The organism is Larkinella arboricola (assembly GCF_003259745.1).
Taxonomy (GTDB): Bacteria; Bacteroidota; Bacteroidia; order Cytophagales; family Spirosomataceae; genus Larkinella; species Larkinella arboricola.
On sequence record NZ_QLMC01000001.1, the window covers coordinates 714,858 to 733,794 of the forward strand.

Sequence of the window (18,937 nt, forward strand, 5' to 3'; positions counted from 1 at the left end):
ACCACGTATTTAATGTTTCACCGAGGTCTGAACCAGATTGGAAGCCGCTTTGGCAATGATTCTGCCGTCTTCCGCCGTGATCAGGCATTCGGCATGAATAATGTTTTTGCCCGCCCGCAGAATCCGCGACTGCGCGGTGATGATGTCGCCCAGTTGGGCGCTGTACAGATAATCAACATTCAGATTAACAGACGTATACAGGTATTCCCGGCCCAGCACGAAAACCGTTATCCCAATCAGGTCGTCGATGATGGCCGCAGTGGCCCCGCCATGTAAAATCTGCATGGGATTGGTCATGTCTTCCCGAACGGTGTATTCGATCGTCAGCGAACCTTCTTCCACGGCCCGCAGCGTCCCATTCAGCCAGCGACCTAACGGCGAGGGGCTTTGCTGCATATCCTGATCGATCAGGGATTGGAAAAAGAGTAAGCGATGGTTCGTTTCGGATGTGGACATAAAACAGGAATGTTTTTGTAAAAATAGCATTTAACTAAGCCGAATGGGGTTTAAGCAAGTATAATTTATGGATTTTCTTGGGAGGTAGCAGGACTTGTGTTACTTTTGGGCGTTTTTTGCGCCTATACGCTATCCCCTCACAATGAATTATACACTTTCCCATATTCCGGAAAGGACCCTGAAACCGCGTCAACATGGGTTGACGATGGTGATGGATAAGGGCCTGAGTATCCGGCAAGTCGAAGATTTTCTGTCAACATCTGCCGACTATGTCGATATTGTAAAGCTGGGCTGGGCAACGTCGTTTGTAACTCCCAACCTGAAAGAGAAACTGCAGGTTTACAAGGATGCCGGCATTCCGGCTTATTTTGGTGGCACGCTATTTGAAGCGTTTGTGGTTCGGAACCAGTTTGACGACTACCGGCGGCTGCTTGATGTCTACGGACTGGAATTTGCCGAGGTTTCGGACGGCTCCATCGAAATGAAGCAGGACGAAAAGTGCGGTTACATCAGAAAGCTGGCCGAGCAGGTAACGGTTTTATCGGAGGTGGGCTCGAAAGACGAAGCCAAGATCATTCCGCCCTACAAATGGATTCAGTTGATGAAAGCCGAACTGGAAGCCGGAGCCTGGAAAGTAATCGGCGAAGCCCGCGAAGGCGGAACCGTCGGTCTCTTCCGGTCGAGCGGAGAAGTGCGGCAGGGGCTGGTAGAAGAGATTTTAACGCAGGTTCCGTTTGAAAAAATCATCTGGGAAGCTCCCCAGAAGGAACAACAGGTCTGGTTTGTAAAACTGCTGGGAGCGAATGTGAACTTAGGAAATATTTCTCCGAACGAAGCTATTCCGTTGGAAACCATCCGGTTAGGTCTGCGCGGTGATACCTTTAGCCACTTCCTCAATGGCCTTGGGCAGAATGGTCTGGGGCCGAGCCATTAATCAACCAAGTTATTTAATTTATATGGAATTCATCCAGTCGGTTCTCGACTTCTTTCTGCACCTGGACAAGCATCTGGCCGATATCATCAACGAATACGGCACGCTGACCTACGTCATTCTGTTTCTGATCGTTTTTGTTGAAACGGGCCTGATTGTCATGCCCTTATTGCCGGGAGACTCGCTGTTGTTTGCCGCCGGAGCACTGGCCGCTTCAACCGGAGCACTGGACGTTAAGCTGATGATGCCGTTACTGATTCTTGCGGCTCTGATGGGCGATAACGTCAATTATTTTGTCGGTAAACTGCTCGGGAATCAGATCAAAATGAGGGAGCGAATTCTGTTTTTCAAGCGGGAATACATCACCGAAACCGAGAATTTTTACCACAAACACGGCGGCAAAACCGTCATCATGGCCCGGTTTATCCCCATTGTCCGGACGATTGCACCGTTTGTGGCCGGTGCCGGAAGCATGAATTACACGAAGTACATCGGCTATTGTGTCGTCGGTGCGATCTTATGGGTAGTCGGTGTTACCATGCTGGGCTATCTCTTCGGAAATATTCCGATTATCAAAAACAACTTTGAGCTGGTGATCTTCGGTATTATCGGTTTATCGATTGCGCCCATTATTTTTCAATTCGTCAAAACGAAGCTTCGTCGGGCAACGGCCTAATCATTGACCGGCTTTTTATACGACCGGGCGGTTCATCAGAAAATAGTTCTGGTGGGCCGCCCGGTTTTTGTTTTGGAATCGGCCTATCTTTGAAAACCGTCATCCCAAAAAGCCTATGAAATCCATTTTAATTGGTCTGCTGGCACTGGTTAGCTGGAATGCTCTTGCCCAGCGCGTCCGGCTTGAAACCGACGCCGGTTCCATTGTGCTTGACTTGTATGCGCATAAAGCGCCCGGTACGGTGGCTAATTTCCTGCGGTATGTGGATGAAAAACGGTACGATGGAAGCCGGTTTTACCGCGTGGTTCGGATGGATAACCAGGTCGGCAGTCCCGTAAAAATAGAGGTTATTCAGGGCGGATTACAGGACGACACAACCCGGCAACTGCTGCCCATCCCGCAGGAAACCACCCAAAAAACCGGTCTGAAGCACGTAAATGGTACGCTCTCGCTGGCGCGTGGCAAACCCGACAGCGGAAGTTCCGAGTTCTTTATCTGCATTAATGACCAGCCCGAGCTTGATTTCGGCGGAAAACGCAATCCTGACGGCCAGGGCTTTGCGGCTTTTGGGCGTGTGGTGGAAGGAATGGACGTGGTGCGCCGGATTCAGCAGGGTAAAACCGGGTCAGATGCGGCTTCCGCGCAACTCCTTCAAACCCCCATTGTCATCCGGAGTGTCCGGCGGGTCCAGTGATGCAACAGCTTCGCTTTTTTAAGAGCATACTTTTTCAGGCCAGCACGATACCGTATAGGGACTAGTACAAATACCGTGAAGGCAGGATAAAATCGATGGGAGCCTGAAAAGAGGATGAAACCGAGTCAGAACTCCCAAGGTTATAAGAAAGCCGGTTAGCTCAGAAAGGAAAGACTTCCACGCTAACCGGCTTTTCGTTTCTAGTGAGCCAATTTTACGTTTTTGGCATTTAATCCTTTCGGCCCGCGCTCAACTTCGTAAGTGACTTTGTCGCGTTCCCGTAACTGATCCTGGCAAGCAGATACGTGTACAAAAATGTCTCCACTCGCGTCATCGGGTACGATGAACCCGAATCCTTTGCTTTCATTAAAAAATTTAACGGTACCCGTTGGCATAACTTTAAAAAAATAAGATTGAGCCGTAAGGTAAGATTTTCTTCCCGGTAGTTCTCACATTCTGTGAAAAAATTATGGTAAGGATCGTAAAACCCGTAAAATAATTTGGTAAACCGCGCGAAGCCCGAAGGTTCGTTTGTGAAACACGAAGTTCTTCACGAATTCATATTCACCCCCGTTAGCTACCTATTGCAAAGTCCCAGGTTGGATAGTGATTAAACGGTATTTTCTCCTTAAAATGGTAGTAATATTACTAAAAAAAGCCATAATTTGGGATTGCATTGGTAGCGCGCCAACCTATACTAATGAGCTGATGATGAAAAGAAACTACCAAACGGAAGAGGATATCGGCTTGTTTCAGCGGATGCAACAGGACGACCCTCAGGCTTTCGAAGAAATCTATTATCGCTATTTCCTGAAGTTATCCAATACGGCTTTTAAACGGCTTCAGAATCGGGAAGTGACCGAGGAGATTATTCAGGAATTGTTTGTTAATCTCTGGTTCAAACGGCACCGGCTGCCCGAACTGAAAAATCCCGAAAGTTACCTGCAAACCCTGCTTCGCAATTCAGTGATCGACTGGTTTCGAACCCAGACCCGGCAGGACGGCTTTGCGGCTGAGCGACTGGCTCAGCCTGACTATCAGATTACCAACGCTACGGAACAACAGATTTTCTACGCCGATTTACAACGCGCCTACGAATCGACCGTCGGCCAGTTACCCGATAAATGCCGTGAGGTTTACACGCTGCACCAGCGGGGCTATTCGGTGGGCGACATTGCTGAACGGCTCCAGATTGCCCCCAAAACCGTAGAAAGCCATCTGCTGAAAGCGCACACGACGCTACGGGATGTACTGAAAGATTATTCGGTGGTTACCGTAGCGCTCTTTAACTTATTTCTGGTATAAGAAACGACGCTGGCCGGTTGCCGCCGGATTGGTTGTAAAAATTTTTATACTATTTAGTCAAATCGACTAAGGTTTTTCCCCGGGTTGTTCGTCTTAAGGTAAATAGGTTGGATTTTAACGTCATAATCTATTAACCTGTAAAGAATGGAGAACAACTACCCGTCCCCTGAATTACTGGAAAAATACCTTGTTGGCTGCTGTTCACCCGAAGAGGCCCGGCAGGTAGAGCGTTGGTATGACTCATTCGAAAACCATCAGAACTTAGCCCAGGCGCATCCCGAAACGGAGAATCCGGCTCATGCTGATAAAATTCTGGAGGAAATCCGGCAACGCATCGAAGTCCGCACCCGTGAGTCCAGGCCGAAGTCTGTGCGTCGGCTGTGGCCGGGCAAAAACGGACTTTGGACCCTGAGTGGCGTGGCGGCTGCGGTCATCATTCTGGCGGTGGGCGTCTGGCAAATTCAGCGTCCGGAACAGGCGGAAACACCCGTGCCCCTTGCTTCGTTGACGTCTCCACTGGCCACGCTGGAGAATAAGGGCAAAACCATCCTGCGCCAGGAACTGAGCGATGGCAGCGTTGTATGGCTAAATCCGGCTACGAAACTGCATGTTCCGAAGCGGTTTGCGTCGTCGGTTCGGAACGTGCAACTGGAGGGCGAAGCTTTTTTTGAAGTCCGCCGGGATACGACCCGTCCGTTTGTGATTCAGACCGGAAAACTCAAGACCGAAGTGCTGGGCACGACGTTTAACGTGCGGGCCTACCGCAACAGCCCGCGTTTTGAGGTTTCGGTCGTTACGGGCAAGGTGGCCGTGAGTGTTGCCGATCAGAAGAAAATTCTGCTGACTGCCCGACAACAGGCTTTTTTTAACCCGGCAGCCGAATCGCTGGCTAAAACCGGCCTATCCCCCTCGGCCAAACCCAAGTTGTGGGAACCCACTACAATTGCTTTCGAATGGACGTCGCTGCGGCAGGTCGCTGATGCGCTGGAAGCAACGTTTGGAGTCCGGATTCTTTTCCGCAACCCGGCCCTTCGAGACTGTAAACTGCGGGCCGACTTTACCAATATGCGGCTGCCCGCCATCCTGAATTTACTCTGTAAAACAACCGATGTTTCTTACACCCTTGACGGTCAGCAGATTGTGCTCGATGGTCCGGGTTGCCTTTAATAGTGCGCTTTTCTTAGTTAATACCCAATTTTTAACCTGTTTCACTAAACACTGCTATGAGCAATCAATTCTACGCCCCACCAGGCGGCCATGCATTACCGCTCCGGTTGACCTTCGTTCAACTGCTTCTGGTGATGGTTTTGTCCTCCGCGTCCTTTGCTGGCCCTCGGTATGGTCAGGATGAGCTGAGTCGGAAAGTAGCCCTGAAAGTAGAAAACGTGACCCTGCGGGATGCCTTGCTGCGGATTGAAAAGAAGGCCAACATTAAATTTGTGTTCAGCAGCCGTATTATCCAGGAGCAACGTGTGAGCTTCCAGACGCAGGGAGGCCGGTTGGCCGAGGTTCTGGACCAGTTGCTGAAACCACTGGGTATCTCGTACGAATTAGTCGATAATCAGATTGTTTTATCTAAAAAGGAAACCGCAGCTACAGAAACCGCAACGCCGGTGGCTGAGCAAACCGCCAGCGTAAAACGGCCGCAAGCCGTTGCTTTTACCGTGCGGGGTGTAGTGAAAGAAGCCAACGGTTCGGGCCTTCCGGGCGTGAACGTCGTTGAAAAAGGCACCAGCCGCGGAACCAACACCGACGCCAATGGCGCCTTTCAGCTGGATGTAACCGACGGAAACGCCACGCTGGTGTTCAGTTCGATTGGTTATGCCAAGCAGGAAGTCGCGGTGGGTAACCGCAGCACGATTGACGTCACGATGGAATCGGACAACCGCAACCTGGATGAAGTGGTCGTAATTGGTTACGGTACGGTCCGGAAAAGCGATCTGACCGGCTCCGTGGGCGCTATTAAAGGTGAAAAACTGCTTGATCGGCAGGCAACGAACATTGGTCAGGCGTTGCAGGGACGTCTTCCGGGTGTCGATGTGGCCGTGATGTCGTCGGCGCCGGGGTATCAGCCCCGGGTTCGGATTCGGGGGGTTGGTTCTATTAACTCCAGCCTGGAGCCGCTCTATGTCGTTGACGGAATCATTGGGGTAACGAACGCTAACTTGATCAACCCGAACGATATTGAGTCGCTGGAGGTTCTGAAAGATGCTTCCGCCACGGCCATCTATGGTGCCCGGGGTGCCAATGGGGTAATCATTATTACGACCAAGCGCGGCAAATCGGGAGCCACACAGGTGTCTTACGATACCTGGGGATCGTATATTACACCGGCCAAATACCTCGGCACGCTGTCGGCCGACGAGTTTATGGCGGTATACAACAAGGCGTATGACAACGCGCAGAAATACGATCCGGAAGGTTTTGCAGATGGTAAATATGTGCGGAATGATCCGAAAAACTTCCCCAATCTGTTCGATGCAAACGGAAGACCCTTATACAACACGGATTGGGAGCGGGAAGTGTACAAGCCAACATGGGCGCAAAACCACGAACTGGGCGTGCGCGGAGGTACGGAAAAAACGTCCTATAGCCTGTCGCTGGGCTACACTGATCAGGGTGGTTTGATGCTGAATTCGTGGTTTAAACGGTATTCGGCCAAGTTTACGCTCGACACCGACGTGAAAAAATGGCTGAAACTAGGCGGCAGCATGTTCCTGAACCGTACGAATCAGCGCGAAGTAGATGACGCATCCGGCGGGTTGAACGTTCCGCGGATGGTGATGGAAGCGATTCCCATTCTGCCCACTCAGTATCCTGATGGAAGCTGGGGCCGCAACAAAGACTGGCCCGGTATGGAAGGGGGCGAAAACCCGGTCCGGATTGCGAATCAGCGTCTGCGGATCAACCCCAAAAACCAGATGCTGGGACAGATTTATTCGTTGCTGACGTTTTCGCCGGAACTGACCTTACGCAGTAACTTCGGGTACGAGCTGAAATTCGAGAAAAACAATTTCTATTCCGGCCGCGACCTCAACGCGCTGTCGGCCGACCAGAAAGGAACGGCCGATATCTGGAGCAATCAGGAATATTACTGGCAGTTTGAAAACTACCTGAACTACAACAAAACCATCAACTCCGACCACACCATTTCGGCACTGGCGGGTTTGTCGTGGCAGAAACGCTCGTGGGAACGGTATCTGGCGGCTGCGCAGAATTTCATCGACGATTTCTGGGGGTATCATAACCTCGGCGTCGGAACCAGCCTGCAAAAACCGTCATCCGAAGATCAGGAATGGTCGCTGAACTCGTATTTCGCCCGGTTAAACTACAACTTCAAAGACCGGTATCTGGTCACCTTCACAGGCCGTTACGATGGCGCATCGAAGTTTGGAGCCAACAACAAATACGCCTTCTTCCCTTCGGCGGCCATTGCCTGGAACGTGAGTCAGGAGGAGTTTCTGAAATCGGTTTCCTGGCTGTCGAACCTGAAACTGCGGGCCAGCTACGGAAAAACCGGTAACCAGGAAATCGGGCAATACCGTTCGCAGCAGTTCCTTGGCACGGGTGATGTGCTGCTGGGTGGCGTTCGCCAGACCGGTATCTGGCAGAGTTCGTTCGGAAACCCGGATCTGCGCTGGGAATTTACGAACCAGCTGGACATCGGTGCCGACATTGGTTTACTGAACAACCGCCTTGATCTGACGATTGATTACTACCACAAAATCACGAAAGACCTGCTGCTGGATGCGCCCATTCCGTGGTCAACGGGGCTGGCTGTTGTGACGCAAAACATCGGGTCGGTTGAAAACAAAGGGCTGGAAATCGGGATCAATAGCCGAAACGTCGCTACGAATAACTTCTCCTGGACGACCAACCTGGCTTTCTCGACCAACAAAAACAAAATCCTGAAACTGGGCGTCAACAACGACGATATTTTTCCCGGACCGTGGTTCCTGGGCCAGACCAACATTCTGCGTGTTGGTCAGCCCATCGGTACCTTCTGGGGCCGCAAACGGTTAGGAACGTTCAGCACGGCCGAAGCGGATCTGGCGGCCAAATACAACCGGTTGCCGGGTGATATTAAATGGGCCGATTTAAACAACGACGGTAAGATCGACGGTTCAGACGAAACCATCATCGGGCGGGCGTACCCCAAGTGGAACCTGAACGTGGGCAATACGTTCCAGTTCGGCAAGTTCGATCTGTCGTTCGACATCCGGTTTGTGATGGGCGTCAATACCGTTAATGCCACGAAACACTCGGTAGAAGACCGTCAGGCCATCGCCAGCAGCTCGCGGACCGTTCTGGGAGCCTGGACGCCCGAAAACCAGAACAGCATGATTGCCGAAATCCGCCATTACAACGCAGGTTACGATACCGCCATGGACGACTGGTGGGTGGAAGACGGTTCGTTTATCCGGGGCCAGAACCTGGTGTTTGGTTATTCGCTGCCCAATAAAATTGGCAAGCTCAATTTTCAGCGGTTGCGGGTGTACGCCAGCGCACAGAACTTCTTCCTGATTTCGGATTATTCCGGTTACGATCCGGAAGCGCTAACGGCTTTTGGTGGTCCGCTGATTCAGAATATCGAATTTTTCCAGTATCCCCGGCCCCGGACCTTCAGCCTCGGTCTGAATGTTCAGTTCTAATTGTTTACCGTTCGGCAAATTCATCCATTTGAAACGCCGGACCTCAACTTTGCAACTATGAAAAGACATATTGTTTATACCCTGGCAGCCGTTGGTTTGACGCTGACTTCCTGCGAGGACTTTTTGAAAGAAAATCCGACGGGTTCGCTAACCACCTCGTCTTCGGTATCCAGCCCGGAAATTGCCCGCGCTTTTGTAAATGGCGCTTACTCAACCATTGGCACCTGGAACAACGGCGGTGGGGGATGGGGCGGCAACAATGCGTCCCTGCTCGAATTCATGACCGGCAAAGCCGACGGCAATTCCCAAACCGAAGCGTTCAAGTTTTTCAACCTGGAATACGACGCCCGGGCGTTTTACATCGACAACTGGTGGGCGGGGCTATACGCCGGTGTTACCCGGGCTAACCTGGCGATTCAGAAACTGGGCGAGTTTACGACCCTGCCCGCAGCTACCAAAACCAACATGATTGCAGAGGCCAAAGCGATGCGGGCGCTCTATTATTTTCAGTTGGTCCGGATGTTTGGCGATGTTCCCAAGATTACAGCGCAGATTACGGAGTTGAGCCAGGTGCAGACGCCCCGTTCGCCGGTGAAGGAGATTTACGACGAAATCATCATTCCGGATCTGTTAGAAGCCGAGAAGTCGACCCTGCCCTGGCGTGATACCGAAGGCCGAATGTCGATGGGCGCTGTCAAATCCCTGCTGGCCGATGTTTACCTGACCTATGCAGGTTATCCGGTTAGAGGGGGTAATCAATACTATGCCGAGTCGGCTAAACGCTCAAAAGAAGTGATCGATAACGGTACGTACAAGCTGTTTCCGGAATACACCGACATGATCAATCCGGCTAACCGCAACCAGGGGGAATTCATTCTTCAGGTTCAGCATGAGAAAGACATCCGGCACAACGGCATGACGCCGGTAACGCTGCCCGCTTTCCGGGGTATTGCGGCTTACGCGGATGAATACGGCGGGCTGATTCCGCGCAAAGAATTTGTTGAGAGCTACGAAAAAGGCGACAAACGGACGCAGGAAAAGCAGTTCTACTACACCTACTACAAAGGGCACCCGTCGGATTATCCGCTGGGCGATCCGCGTCGGGATTCTTTAGCGCTTGGCGGCTATTACATTTACAAGTATTTTGATAAACAGGCCATTGACAACGATTCCAAAGCAAATATCAACTACACGATTTACCGGCTGGCCGACGTGATGTTGATGTACGCCGAAGCGTCGAACCGGGCGGAAGGCGCTCCTAATGCCGCAGCACAGAAAGCTCTCAACGACGTTCGGGCGCGGGCTAAACTGGCCCCGGTTACAACAACAAACGTTGATGCGTTCGAGCAGGCGGTTTGGGCGGAGCGGTATTTCGAGCTGGCTTTCGAAAGTAAAATCTGGTTTGATATGATCCGGACGCGTAAGGTGCGCAACGATATCACCAAGAAGTGGGATGATTTTGTGGGCCACACGACCGTTTACGGAAAAACGTTTACGGCCAATCAGCTCCTGCTGCCCATTCCGAAGCGTGAGATCGACAACAACCGCAACTTGCAGCAGAACTCCGGTTTCTGATGGTTCTGACGTACTCCTAAACCCGACCCCGCTGGACGTATTCAGCGGGGTATTTTTTTGCAAATCGGCGTCAGTACGGGTTTGGGAAACCGATTAGAAAAAGCCGTTCTCCCTCTTTATTAACGCTGAAACCATTGACTTTCCAGCCCTTTACCTTTTAAACGTCTTGATTATCATGAAATGGACACAGGTTATTGACCCCTTCCATAACATTGCCTTGTCTGTTCTGGTCGCGGCTGTGCCCATTCTCTTTATTTTCTGGGCGTTGATCGTCAAGAAAATGAAGGGCTATCAGGCCAGTCTGATCGCTACGGCTTTGGCGGCCCTGCTTGCGGTGCTGGTGTACGGAATGCCGTTGAAACTGGCGGTTTTGTCCATCGGGCACGGGGCCCTGTACGGGTTGTTTCCAATCTGCTGGCTGGTTATTATGTCGGTTTTTCTCTTCAATCTGACCGTCAGAAGCGGGCAGTTCGAAATCATCAAGCATTTCATGGCGTCGATTACGGGCGACCGGCGTTTGCAGGCCCTGCTGATTGCGTTTTCCTTTGGCTCATTTCTGGAAGGCACGGCGGGTTTTGGCGCTCCCGTTGCCATTACGGCGGCCATGCTGGTGGGCCTGGGGTTTAATCCGCTCTACGCTTCCGGAATCTGCCTGATTGCCAATACCGCCCCGGTGGCTTTTGGCTCCATCGGTATTCCCATCACGGTGGCCTCGCAGGTATCGGACATTCCGGAAATGCCGATTTCGCAGATGGTGGGCCGCACACTGCCCATTTTGTCCATTATTCTGCCGTGTTATCTGGTGACGCTTGTGGCCGGTTTCAAGCGTGCCACCGAGGTGTTTCCGGCGGTGCTGGTGTCGGGTGCGTCGTTTGCCTTTCTGCAATGGTTTTCGTCCAATTACCTGGGGCCTTCGCTGCCCGATGTCATTGCCGGATTGGGGTCCATCATCTGCCTGATGGTTTTTCTGCGGTTCTGGAAACCCAAAGCCGTCTGGCGGTTTGCCAACGAACCCGCACCCACGTTTGTAACCACCACGTACACCAGCGGGCAGGTGCTCCGGGCATGGTCACCGTTTATCGTGCTGACCATTATGATCATTGCCTGGGGGTTGCAGCCAATTAAGGATGTGCTGAATTCGTGGGTTTTTTTTCAATTCGAAGTGCCGGGGCTGCACAACGCGATTCTGGGGCAGGACGGCAATCCGATTCCTAAAATCTTTAAGGTGAACTACCTGTCTGCCGCCGGAACCGCCATTCTGATTGCCGATTTAATTGCCATACCGCTCGTGGGACTGACCTACCGCGAAGGAGCGCGGGTGTTTGTGGATACGCTTAATCAGTTGAAGTTTCCGATCCTGACGATTGCCGCCGTGCTGGGGTTTGCCTACATCGTCAACGATTCCGGCATTACGCTGACGCTGGCGGCTGTTCTGGCCAACACCGGTTCCTGGTTTCCATTTTTTGCGCCGGTACTCGGCTGGCTGGGCGTTTTCATTACCGGTTCCGATACGTCGGCCAATGCCCTGTTCAGTAAGCTTCAATACGCGACGGCCCAGACCATCGGCGTTGATCCGGTGGTGACTGTGGCCGCTAATGTGTCGGGGGGCGTGGTCGGAAAAATGATTTCGCCCCAATCCATTGCGGTGGCGGCTGCGGCTGGCGATCTGGTGGGCAAGGAATCGCAGCTCTTTCGCTTTACAGTTGCGCACAGCTTTCTGATGCTGGTCATCATCTGCTTCATTACACTGGCGCAGGCCTACGCGATTACCTGGATTATTCCGACCTACGAAATGCTGACCAGTAAAAAAGCCGTTGCCGTTCCCGATCTGTCAGCGGGCTACGCGTATCTTCTGATTCTGGCGCTGCTTCTGGTGGTATTTTCGGTTGTTGTTCGGCGAATAGCCCGGCGCAGGAAGGAAACATCCGCGCTGGCTGGCTAGTGGTTCGGTAGTCCGGAAAGCAAAAAGCCGTCGCCCGAGATTCGGGCGACGGCTTTTTTAATGCGTTCAGTACGGGTTATTTCTTGCCGTACCGCTTCAGGAACTTATCAACGCGACCCGCGGTGTCGAGCATAACGTTCTTACCCGTGTAAAATGGGTGAGACTCCGAGCTTACTTCGACTTTAACCACCGGGTAAGTGTTACCTTCAAACTCAATGGTTTCTTTCGTTTGAATGGTCGAGCGGGAAAGAAATTTGTGATCGCTGGTCAGATCCCAGAACACAACATCTCTGTACTCTGGATGGATGCCTTTTTTCATGACAATATAAAAAATACAAAAAATGAATCAGTTGTTGAATGTCTTGCCACCGACGCCTTGGGGTAGAGTGGTGGATTTTAAGGACTGCAAAGATAAGGACTTTCTACTTGGTTTACAACCCCTTCGCTAGCTTTTGTTTCTACTGAAAAAAGTATGTTAATCTTGGTTGATTTTTTATGGCTTTTTTGGCAATTTGGCTAACAATTAGGTAACAATCAGAGTTTTAGCAGCGAAAAGGTACCGTTAGCTAAAATTATCCTATCAACTTTTTTAGGCCCTTTTCCCGGTAGGGTTTCGATAAGTAATTCTGAGTAAGGTCTTAACAGTTTGTTAATACAGCCGTGGGTTAGAATATTTTTAAGTTGGTACGACGGGGGCGAACATTCTGTCTTGGTTTGTTGTACTACTGCTTAGTACCTTTAAGGAATCATAAAAGAAGAGTCTCCTTTTTTTGCATACTATCTACTACAACATCTCCCAATCATACTATGTACGTAATCAAGCGTGACGGCCGCAGGGAATCGGTCAAACTCGACAAAATCACCGCACGGATTGAGAAACTGTGCTACGGTTTGGACCCCGCTTATGTGCAACCGATCGAAGTGTCGATGAAGGTGGTCAACGGGATCTACGACGGTGTAAAGACAACCGAGCTGGATAATCTGGCGGCTGAGACGGCGGCTTCGATGACAACCCGTCACCCGGATTACGCGGTTCTGGCAGCCCGTGTTGCAATCTCCAACCTGCATAAAGAAACCAACAAATCGTTTTCGGGAACCATCAAGCGGCTTTACAATTACGTTGATCCCAAAACGGGTGAGAATGCAGCCCTGATTTCAAAGGAAGTCTATGATGTGGTTCGGAAAAATGCCGCGCTGCTTGATTCAACGATCATTTACGACCGCGACTACGGGTATGATTATTTCGGCTACAAAACGCTGGAAAAATCGTATCTGCTGAAAATGGACGGCAAAATTGCCGAACGTCCGCAGCATATGCTGATGCGCGTGGCCGTCGGTATCCACATGAACGACGTGGAAGCCGCCATTGAAACCTATAACCTGCTGTCGGAAAAGTGGTTTACACACGCAACGCCGACGCTGTTCAACGCCGGAACGCCCAAGCCGCAGATGTCGAGCTGCTTCCTGCTGTCGATGAAAGACGACAGCATCGAGGGCATTTACGATACGCTGAAGCAAACCGCCAAGATTTCGCAGTCGGCGGGCGGTATTGGTCTGAGCATCCACAACATCCGGGCAACGGGTACTTATATTAAAGGAACCAACGGAACCTCGAACGGTATTATTCCGATGCTGCGGGTGTTCAACGATACGGCACGCTATGTCGATCAGGGTGGGGGCAAGCGCAAAGGTTCGTTTGCGGTGTACCTGGAGCCCTGGCACGCTGATATTTTCGACTTCCTGCAACTGAAGAAAAACCACGGCAAGGAAGAACTCCGCGCCCGTGATTTGTTCTACGCCCTCTGGGTGCCGGATCTGTTCATGAAGCGGGTGGAAGACAACGATGTCTGGTCGCTGATGTGTCCGCACGAGTGTCCCGGTCTGGCCGATACGCACGGGGAGGAATTTGTACAATTGTACGAGCAGTACGAGCGCGAAGGCCGGTATCGTCGGCAAATCAAGGCGCAGGATCTGTGGTACGAAATTCTGGAATCGCAAACCGAAACCGGAACACCGTACATGCTGTTCAAGGATGCCGCCAACTCGAAATCAAACCAGAAAAACCTGGGTACGATCAAGTCGTCGAACCTCTGTACCGAAATCATCGAGTATACTGATGCCGACGAAGTAGCGGTTTGTAACCTCGCGTCGATTGCCCTGCCGAAGTATATTACCAAAGGCGAAGACGGTATTCTGCGGTTCGACCACCAGAAGTTGTACGACATTACGAGGGTGGCCACCAAGAACCTGAACAAGATCATCGACATCAACTACTACCCGGTAGAAGAGGCCCGTCGGTCGAATATGCGCCACCGGCCAATCGGTCTGGGCGTTCAGGGGCTGGCCGATGCGTTCATCATGCTGCGGATGCCGTTTGAATCGGAAGAAGCGAAGCAGTTGAACAAGGATATTTTCGAGACGATTTACTTTGCCGCCATGACCGCGTCGATGGAACTGGCGAAAGTGCAGGGTCCGTACGAAACCTGGAAAGGCTCTCCGATTTCGCAAGGCATTTTCCAGTTCGATATGTGGGGCGTGAAACCCGAATCAGGCCGCTGGGATTGGGAGTCGCTGCGGAAAGAAGTGGTCCAGCACGGTGTTCGGAACTCGCTCCTGCTGGCCCCGATGCCGACGGCTTCAACCAGCCAGATTCTGGGCAACAACGAATGTTTCGAGCCGTTTACGTCGAACATCTACGTCCGTCGCGTGCTGTCGGGCGAATTTGTGGTCGTCAACAAATACCTGCTGAAAGACCTCGTGAAGCTCGGCATGTGGAACGACCGCATGAAAAATATGCTGATTGCCGCCAACGGTTCGGTGCAGAACATTCCGGGTATTCCGCAGAATATCAAGGATCTGTACAAAACCGTTTGGGAGATCAAGCAGAAAACCGTCATCGACATGGCTGCCGACCGGGGTGCGTACATCTGCCAGTCGCAGTCGCTGAACATTCACATGGTGGATGCCAACTTCGGCAAGCTGACGTCGATGCACTTCCACGCCTGGAAGCGCGGACTGAAAACCGGTATGTACTACCTGCGTACGAAAGCCGCTGCCGACGCCGTGAAGTTCACGGTCGAAAAACAGGCCGACGCGCAACTGGAACCGGTACTGGCCGAAACGATGGAAAAACCGCTGAACTACGAGAAATACGCACAGGAAGGGGCCGCTGCCCAGCCGGTGCAGGTCAGCGAAGCCGAAGCCGCCTATGCCGCGATGATCTGCTCGCTGGATAATCCGGAAGGCTGCGAGGCTTGCGGAAGCTGAGAAATAAATTATTCTATCTAGTCAAAAAGCCCCGTTTTTCGGGGCTTTTTGATTTTGGAGTGGCGAAAGAGTAATCAGGTCATTCATAAAGCCCGGCCTTCCCGCTTAACATTATGATACAAAGGACTGGCAAGCTTATTAAACTGCTTTTGGGTAGTTGGAACGATTTGAATGGGTTTTTCATGAGCTAACTCCAGGTCAAACGTGAAGTTTTCCATGGCCTCTAGTTCTTTAAAAGGAGAGATTACTTCGTCAGTCAGCACAACCAGAATATCGACATCAGAATGCTCCCCGGCGTCTCCCCGGGCGTAAGAACCAAATAGATACAGCGCAGCAAGACGGTCCTGATAAAGCCGTCGGGCTTCTTCCTTAAAGGAAGTTAACAAAGGCTGGATGCTGCTTTGGTCCATACGTGTTTAACAACAATTTAAAAATACGGTTTCAGGCCGCAGCTGGTATTTTCCATTTACACGAGCGAACTACTTCTTTGGCAGCCAGATTTTCTCTTCCGTATACTGCCCCTGATCGTTTGTCTCCCGCACCCACGCATCCAGAATCGTCCGCATCTTGTCCCGGGTTTTCCGGTGTTTGGCCGATGCCGCCAGGTTGCTTAGCTCGTGCGGGTCGGTTTGCAGGTCGTACAATTCCTCGGTGGGTTTGGTGGGAGCGACGAACAGCGCCTGCGCGGAGGTGAGTTTGCCCTGCTGGTTGAGTTCTTTCAGCAGGTTCCACATCGGGTATTCGGTTTCCTTGTAGGCGTTGGGCTGCATATACGGCACCTCCGGGCGGTAATTCCGGATGTATTTAAACCGTTTGTCGCGCACGCAGCGCATCTTGTCCACGGTTTCGTCCATACGGTCGCGGGCGGCAATGATGTAATCCCGTTTTTTAGCGTCTTTGCCCAGCATCACCCGACCGTCTAGATACGCGGGGGGCGTCACCCCGGCCAGTTTCAGAATCGTGGCCGAAACGTCGATGGCACTGATCAGATCGGTGTTGACCTGCCCGGCTTTCAATTTTCCCGGCCAGCGAATGATTAGCGGAACGTGAATGCCGCCCTCATACAGAAACTGCTTGTCGCGGGCGTGGCAGCGGCCGTTGTCGCCCGAAAAAATCACCACGGTATTATCCGCAATTCCTTCGTCTTTCAGCCGTTGCAGAATTTTGCCGACGTAGCTGTCCATCAGTTGAATGGATTCCAGATAAGTCGCCCAGTCGGCGCGGGCAACGGGATGATCGGGATAATACGGCGGCAACACCACGTCTTCGGGCCGGATGTGCGGTTCGTGCTGTTTTACAACGGTTTTCCAGGCTTTGCCGCGGTGGGTTTCGTCGATGGTGAGCTGGGCGAAAAACGGCTGCCCGGGTTGGCGCTGATTCCAGTCGGTGCCGTCGAAAACCGGATGATCGGGCAGAAAATTAAAGTCGGTTTTGGTCGGGGTTGTCACGCCCGGCGCAGCTGTTTTCACGTTAACAGTATAATAACCGGCCTGCCGCAGATAATCCGTTATGGGCTTCACGGGCGCGGGTAGCTTGTAGCCATCGTCGCGGTGACTGCGGTGGTTGTGCGCCCCGATGCTGGTCTGGTACATACCCGTAATGATTGCCGACCGGCTGGGCGAGCAAACCGGCGCGGTCGTGAAGGCGTTGGTGTACCGAATGCCGTCTTTGGCCATCTGATCCAGATTCGGCGTCTGCACCACCGACGTTCCGTAACAGGCTAGTTCGGTCGAAATATCTTCCGACAAAATCCAGAGAATATTCGGGCGCTGCGTAAACAACGGTTCGTCCGCTGGCCGCTCCGAAACCGACAGTCCGGTACTCAGAAACAGCAGCAAAGCGGCCAACCCGTAAAACGCGGTCCGTTTTCTCATTACCGTTATTTTTGATCGTTGCCCCGCACGGTTTTCAGCAGATTCGTTAACTCTTGAACCACCTGCGGGTGTTGTTTAGCCAGATTCTTCGTTTCCCCTATATCCGTTTTCAGATCGTAAAGCTGGGGTTGCGGGTCGTAGCCAGACTCGGTGTTGGTATGGACCATGATCTGTGGTCCTGTGCTGGGCTCAATATACTTCCAGTTGCCTTTCACAACCGAAAGCGTATTGTTGATGGCCTGTTCAATGACGTAATCGCGGCCTTTTTTGTCTTTTCCAAGAAAGCCGTTGAGGGTGTTCTGACTGTCGGTGGCTTCATCGGCACCCGGTTTCTGGCCTGTTAAAGCCGCCAGCGACGCCAGTAAATCCACCTGACTCAGCAGGGCATCGGATGTACCGGCTTTCACCTTACCCGGCCAGCGCACAATGAACGGCACCCGCGTACCGGCATCAAAGGCGCTGTATTTGCCGCCCCGCAGCGGTCCGGCTGGTTTATGGCCGTTTAGTTTCGCCACCGCATCATCCTTATAACCGTCGTCCACCACCGGGCCATTATCACTGCTGATGATCACCAGGGTGTTGTTTTTTAATCCAAGCCGTTCGAGCGTTTTCATGACTTCGCCCACGCACCAGTCCAGTTGCAGAATGGCGTCACCCCGGGGTCCCATGCCGCTTTTGCCCACGAAACGCGAGTGCGGCATTCGAGGAACGTGAATATCGTGGGTGGAGAAGTAGACGAAAAACGGATTTTTCTGGTTGCGTTCCATAAACTGGGCCACCTTGCCGGTCAGCACATCGGCCATTTCTTCGTCCACCCAGCGGGCAGCTTTTCCGCCACTCATGTAACCAATTCGGCTAACACCGTTAATAATAGTCTGGTCGTGACCGTGGGAGTACATCATTTTCAGCAACTCCGGATTGGCTTTGCCGGTGGGTTCGTTGCCAATGGGGTCTTTGTAGCTAACCTGCACCGGATCGCTGGGGTCCAGCCCAACAATGCGGTGGTTTTCGACGTACACGCAGGGCACGCGGTCGCCCGTGGCCGGGAGCAGAAAAGAGTAGTTAAAGCCGATTTCCAGCGGACCGGGCTTGATGTCGCCGTTCCAGTCGGGGCCGCCTTTGGGGCCGAGTCCCAGGTGCCATTTTCCCACAACACCGGTTCGGTAACCAGCCCGTTGGAGCATACCGGGCAGGGTAACACGGTCCGTCGGAATCAGCAGGGCCGCGTCGCCGGGTGCAATGCCGGTTCCGGTTTTACGCCAGGCATACTGGCCCGTCAGGAGCGAATACCGGGAGGGCGTACAGGTAGCCGAGGTGGCATGGGCGTTGGTAAACCGTACACCTTCGGCGGCCACCCGGTCGATGTTGGGCGTTTTCACGTTGGTGGCTCCGTAACAACTTAAATCACCGTAACCGAGGTCGTCGGCGTAAATCAGGACAATATTGGGTTTCTGTTGGGCGTGGGTAAATACCGTTAAAAGGGCAAAGGCGAACGATAGAATCGTTTTTTTCATATTTTGGGAAAGCAGGTTATCGCAAACGCAAGTTACTAATTCTCGGCATTC

At 52.2% G+C, this 18,937-nt stretch carries 15 protein-coding genes; 9 read left to right on the forward strand and 6 right to left on the reverse strand.

Annotation, left to right across the window (positions count from 1 at the left end):
- Positions 1-9: 9 nt before the first annotated feature.
- Complete coding sequence (locus tag LX87_RS02920) at positions 10-456, reverse strand: PaaI family thioesterase (protein WP_111627456.1); 447 nt, start codon at positions 454-456, stop codon at positions 10-12.
- A gap of 142 nt (positions 457-598) precedes the next feature.
- Here LX87_RS02920 and LX87_RS02925 point away from each other — a divergent pair, with 142 nt between their 5' ends.
- The 3 genes from LX87_RS02925 (at position 599) to LX87_RS02935 (ending at position 2,757) form a co-directional block, all read left to right on the forward strand.
- Entirely contained in the window at positions 599-1,390 is a 792-nt protein-coding gene (locus LX87_RS02925; RefSeq protein ID WP_111626665.1) for a phosphosulfolactate synthase, read from the forward strand.
- 22 nt (positions 1,391-1,412) lie between these two features.
- Positions 1,413-2,063 (forward strand): DedA family protein, encoded by a 651-nt coding sequence (locus LX87_RS02930; protein WP_111626666.1) that lies wholly within the window; start codon positions 1,413-1,415, stop codon positions 2,061-2,063.
- Between the two features lie 115 nt (positions 2,064-2,178).
- A complete protein-coding gene (locus tag LX87_RS02935; RefSeq protein ID WP_111626667.1) occupies positions 2,179-2,757 on the forward strand; it encodes a peptidylprolyl isomerase in 579 nt (192 codons plus the stop codon).
- A 200-nt stretch (positions 2,758-2,957) separates the two neighbouring features.
- Here LX87_RS02935 and LX87_RS02940 read toward each other — a convergent pair whose 3' ends face one another.
- Positions 2,958-3,152: a cold-shock protein gene (locus tag LX87_RS02940; RefSeq protein WP_111626668.1), complete on the reverse strand. Its 195-nt coding sequence runs from the start codon at positions 3,150-3,152 to the stop codon at positions 2,958-2,960.
- A gap of 313 nt (positions 3,153-3,465) precedes the next feature.
- On the opposite strand from LX87_RS02940, the gene LX87_RS02945 reads away from it, so the two are divergent.
- From LX87_RS02945 to LX87_RS02965, 5 genes are all read left to right on the forward strand, one after another.
- The gene (locus LX87_RS02945; protein WP_170139294.1) at positions 3,466-4,062 is read left to right on the forward strand and encodes an RNA polymerase sigma factor; all 597 of its coding nucleotides are present in this window, start codon (positions 3,466-3,468) and stop codon (positions 4,060-4,062) included.
- 144 nt (positions 4,063-4,206) lie between these two features.
- Positions 4,207-5,229, forward strand: a complete 1,023-nt coding sequence (locus LX87_RS02950; RefSeq protein ID WP_111626670.1) for a FecR family protein — start codon at positions 4,207-4,209, stop codon at positions 5,227-5,229.
- A gap of 56 nt (positions 5,230-5,285) precedes the next feature.
- The gene (locus tag LX87_RS02955; protein ID WP_229310527.1) at positions 5,286-8,714 is read left to right on the forward strand and encodes a TonB-dependent receptor; all 3,429 of its coding nucleotides are present in this window, start codon (positions 5,286-5,288) and stop codon (positions 8,712-8,714) included.
- Positions 8,715-8,771: 57 nt separating this feature from the next.
- Positions 8,772-10,289 (forward strand): RagB/SusD family nutrient uptake outer membrane protein, encoded by a 1,518-nt coding sequence (locus LX87_RS02960; protein WP_111627458.1) that lies wholly within the window; start codon positions 8,772-8,774, stop codon positions 10,287-10,289.
- A 175-nt stretch (positions 10,290-10,464) separates the two neighbouring features.
- Complete coding sequence (locus tag LX87_RS02965; RefSeq protein ID WP_111626671.1) at positions 10,465-12,231, forward strand: L-lactate permease; 1,767 nt, start codon at positions 10,465-10,467, stop codon at positions 12,229-12,231.
- Between the two features lie 76 nt (positions 12,232-12,307).
- Here the strand turns inward: LX87_RS02965 and LX87_RS02970 are convergent, their stop codons facing one another.
- Entirely contained in the window at positions 12,308-12,550 is a 243-nt protein-coding gene (locus LX87_RS02970; protein WP_111626672.1) for a type B 50S ribosomal protein L31, read from the reverse strand.
- A gap of 488 nt (positions 12,551-13,038) precedes the next feature.
- On the opposite strand from LX87_RS02970, the gene LX87_RS02975 reads away from it, so the two are divergent.
- Positions 13,039-15,498, forward strand: coding sequence for a ribonucleoside-diphosphate reductase subunit alpha (locus LX87_RS02975; RefSeq protein WP_111626673.1), 2,460 nt, complete (start codon positions 13,039-13,041; stop codon positions 15,496-15,498).
- Positions 15,499-15,581: 83 nt separating this feature from the next.
- Here LX87_RS02975 and LX87_RS02980 read toward each other — a convergent pair whose 3' ends face one another.
- From LX87_RS02980 to LX87_RS02990, 3 genes are all read right to left on the reverse strand, one after another.
- Positions 15,582-15,908 (reverse strand): nucleotidyltransferase domain-containing protein, encoded by a 327-nt coding sequence (locus LX87_RS02980; protein WP_111626674.1) that lies wholly within the window; start codon positions 15,906-15,908, stop codon positions 15,582-15,584.
- A gap of 69 nt (positions 15,909-15,977) precedes the next feature.
- Entirely contained in the window at positions 15,978-17,372 is a 1,395-nt protein-coding gene (locus LX87_RS02985) for a sulfatase family protein (RefSeq protein ID WP_111626675.1), read from the reverse strand.
- Between the two features lie 5 nt (positions 17,373-17,377).
- Positions 17,378-18,886, reverse strand: coding sequence for a sulfatase family protein (locus LX87_RS02990; protein ID WP_111626676.1), 1,509 nt, complete (start codon positions 18,884-18,886; stop codon positions 17,378-17,380).
- Positions 18,887-18,937 lie beyond the last annotated feature (51 nt).

Excerpts from the sequence above, each read along its gene's own strand:
- LX87_RS02920 (WP_111627456.1), bottom strand. The coding sequence starts at position 456 with ATGTCCACATCCGAAACGAACCATCGCTTACTCTTTTTCCAATCCCTG.
- LX87_RS02925 (WP_111626665.1), top strand. The coding sequence starts at position 599 with ATGAATTATACACTTTCCCATATTCCGGAAAGGACCCTGAAACCGCGT.
- LX87_RS02930 (WP_111626666.1), top strand. The coding sequence starts at position 1,413 with ATGGAATTCATCCAGTCGGTTCTCGACTTCTTTCTGCACCTGGACAAG.
- LX87_RS02935 (WP_111626667.1), top strand. The coding sequence starts at position 2,179 with ATGAAATCCATTTTAATTGGTCTGCTGGCACTGGTTAGCTGGAATGCT.
- LX87_RS02940 (WP_111626668.1), bottom strand. The coding sequence starts at position 3,152 with ATGCCAACGGGTACCGTTAAATTTTTTAATGAAAGCAAAGGATTCGGG.
- LX87_RS02945 (WP_170139294.1), top strand. The coding sequence starts at position 3,466 with ATGATGAAAAGAAACTACCAAACGGAAGAGGATATCGGCTTGTTTCAG.
- LX87_RS02950 (WP_111626670.1), top strand. The coding sequence starts at position 4,207 with ATGGAGAACAACTACCCGTCCCCTGAATTACTGGAAAAATACCTTGTT.
- LX87_RS02955 (WP_229310527.1), top strand. The coding sequence starts at position 5,286 with ATGAGCAATCAATTCTACGCCCCACCAGGCGGCCATGCATTACCGCTC.
- LX87_RS02960 (WP_111627458.1), top strand. The coding sequence starts at position 8,772 with ATGAAAAGACATATTGTTTATACCCTGGCAGCCGTTGGTTTGACGCTG.
- LX87_RS02965 (WP_111626671.1), top strand. The coding sequence starts at position 10,465 with ATGAAATGGACACAGGTTATTGACCCCTTCCATAACATTGCCTTGTCT.
- LX87_RS02970 (WP_111626672.1), bottom strand. The coding sequence starts at position 12,550 with ATGAAAAAAGGCATCCATCCAGAGTACAGAGATGTTGTGTTCTGGGAT.
- LX87_RS02975 (WP_111626673.1), top strand. The coding sequence starts at position 13,039 with ATGTACGTAATCAAGCGTGACGGCCGCAGGGAATCGGTCAAACTCGAC.
- LX87_RS02980 (WP_111626674.1), bottom strand. The coding sequence starts at position 15,908 with ATGGACCAAAGCAGCATCCAGCCTTTGTTAACTTCCTTTAAGGAAGAA.
- LX87_RS02985 (WP_111626675.1), bottom strand. The coding sequence starts at position 17,372 with ATGAGAAAACGGACCGCGTTTTACGGGTTGGCCGCTTTGCTGCTGTTT.
- LX87_RS02990 (WP_111626676.1), bottom strand. The coding sequence starts at position 18,886 with ATGAAAAAAACGATTCTATCGTTCGCCTTTGCCCTTTTAACGGTATTT.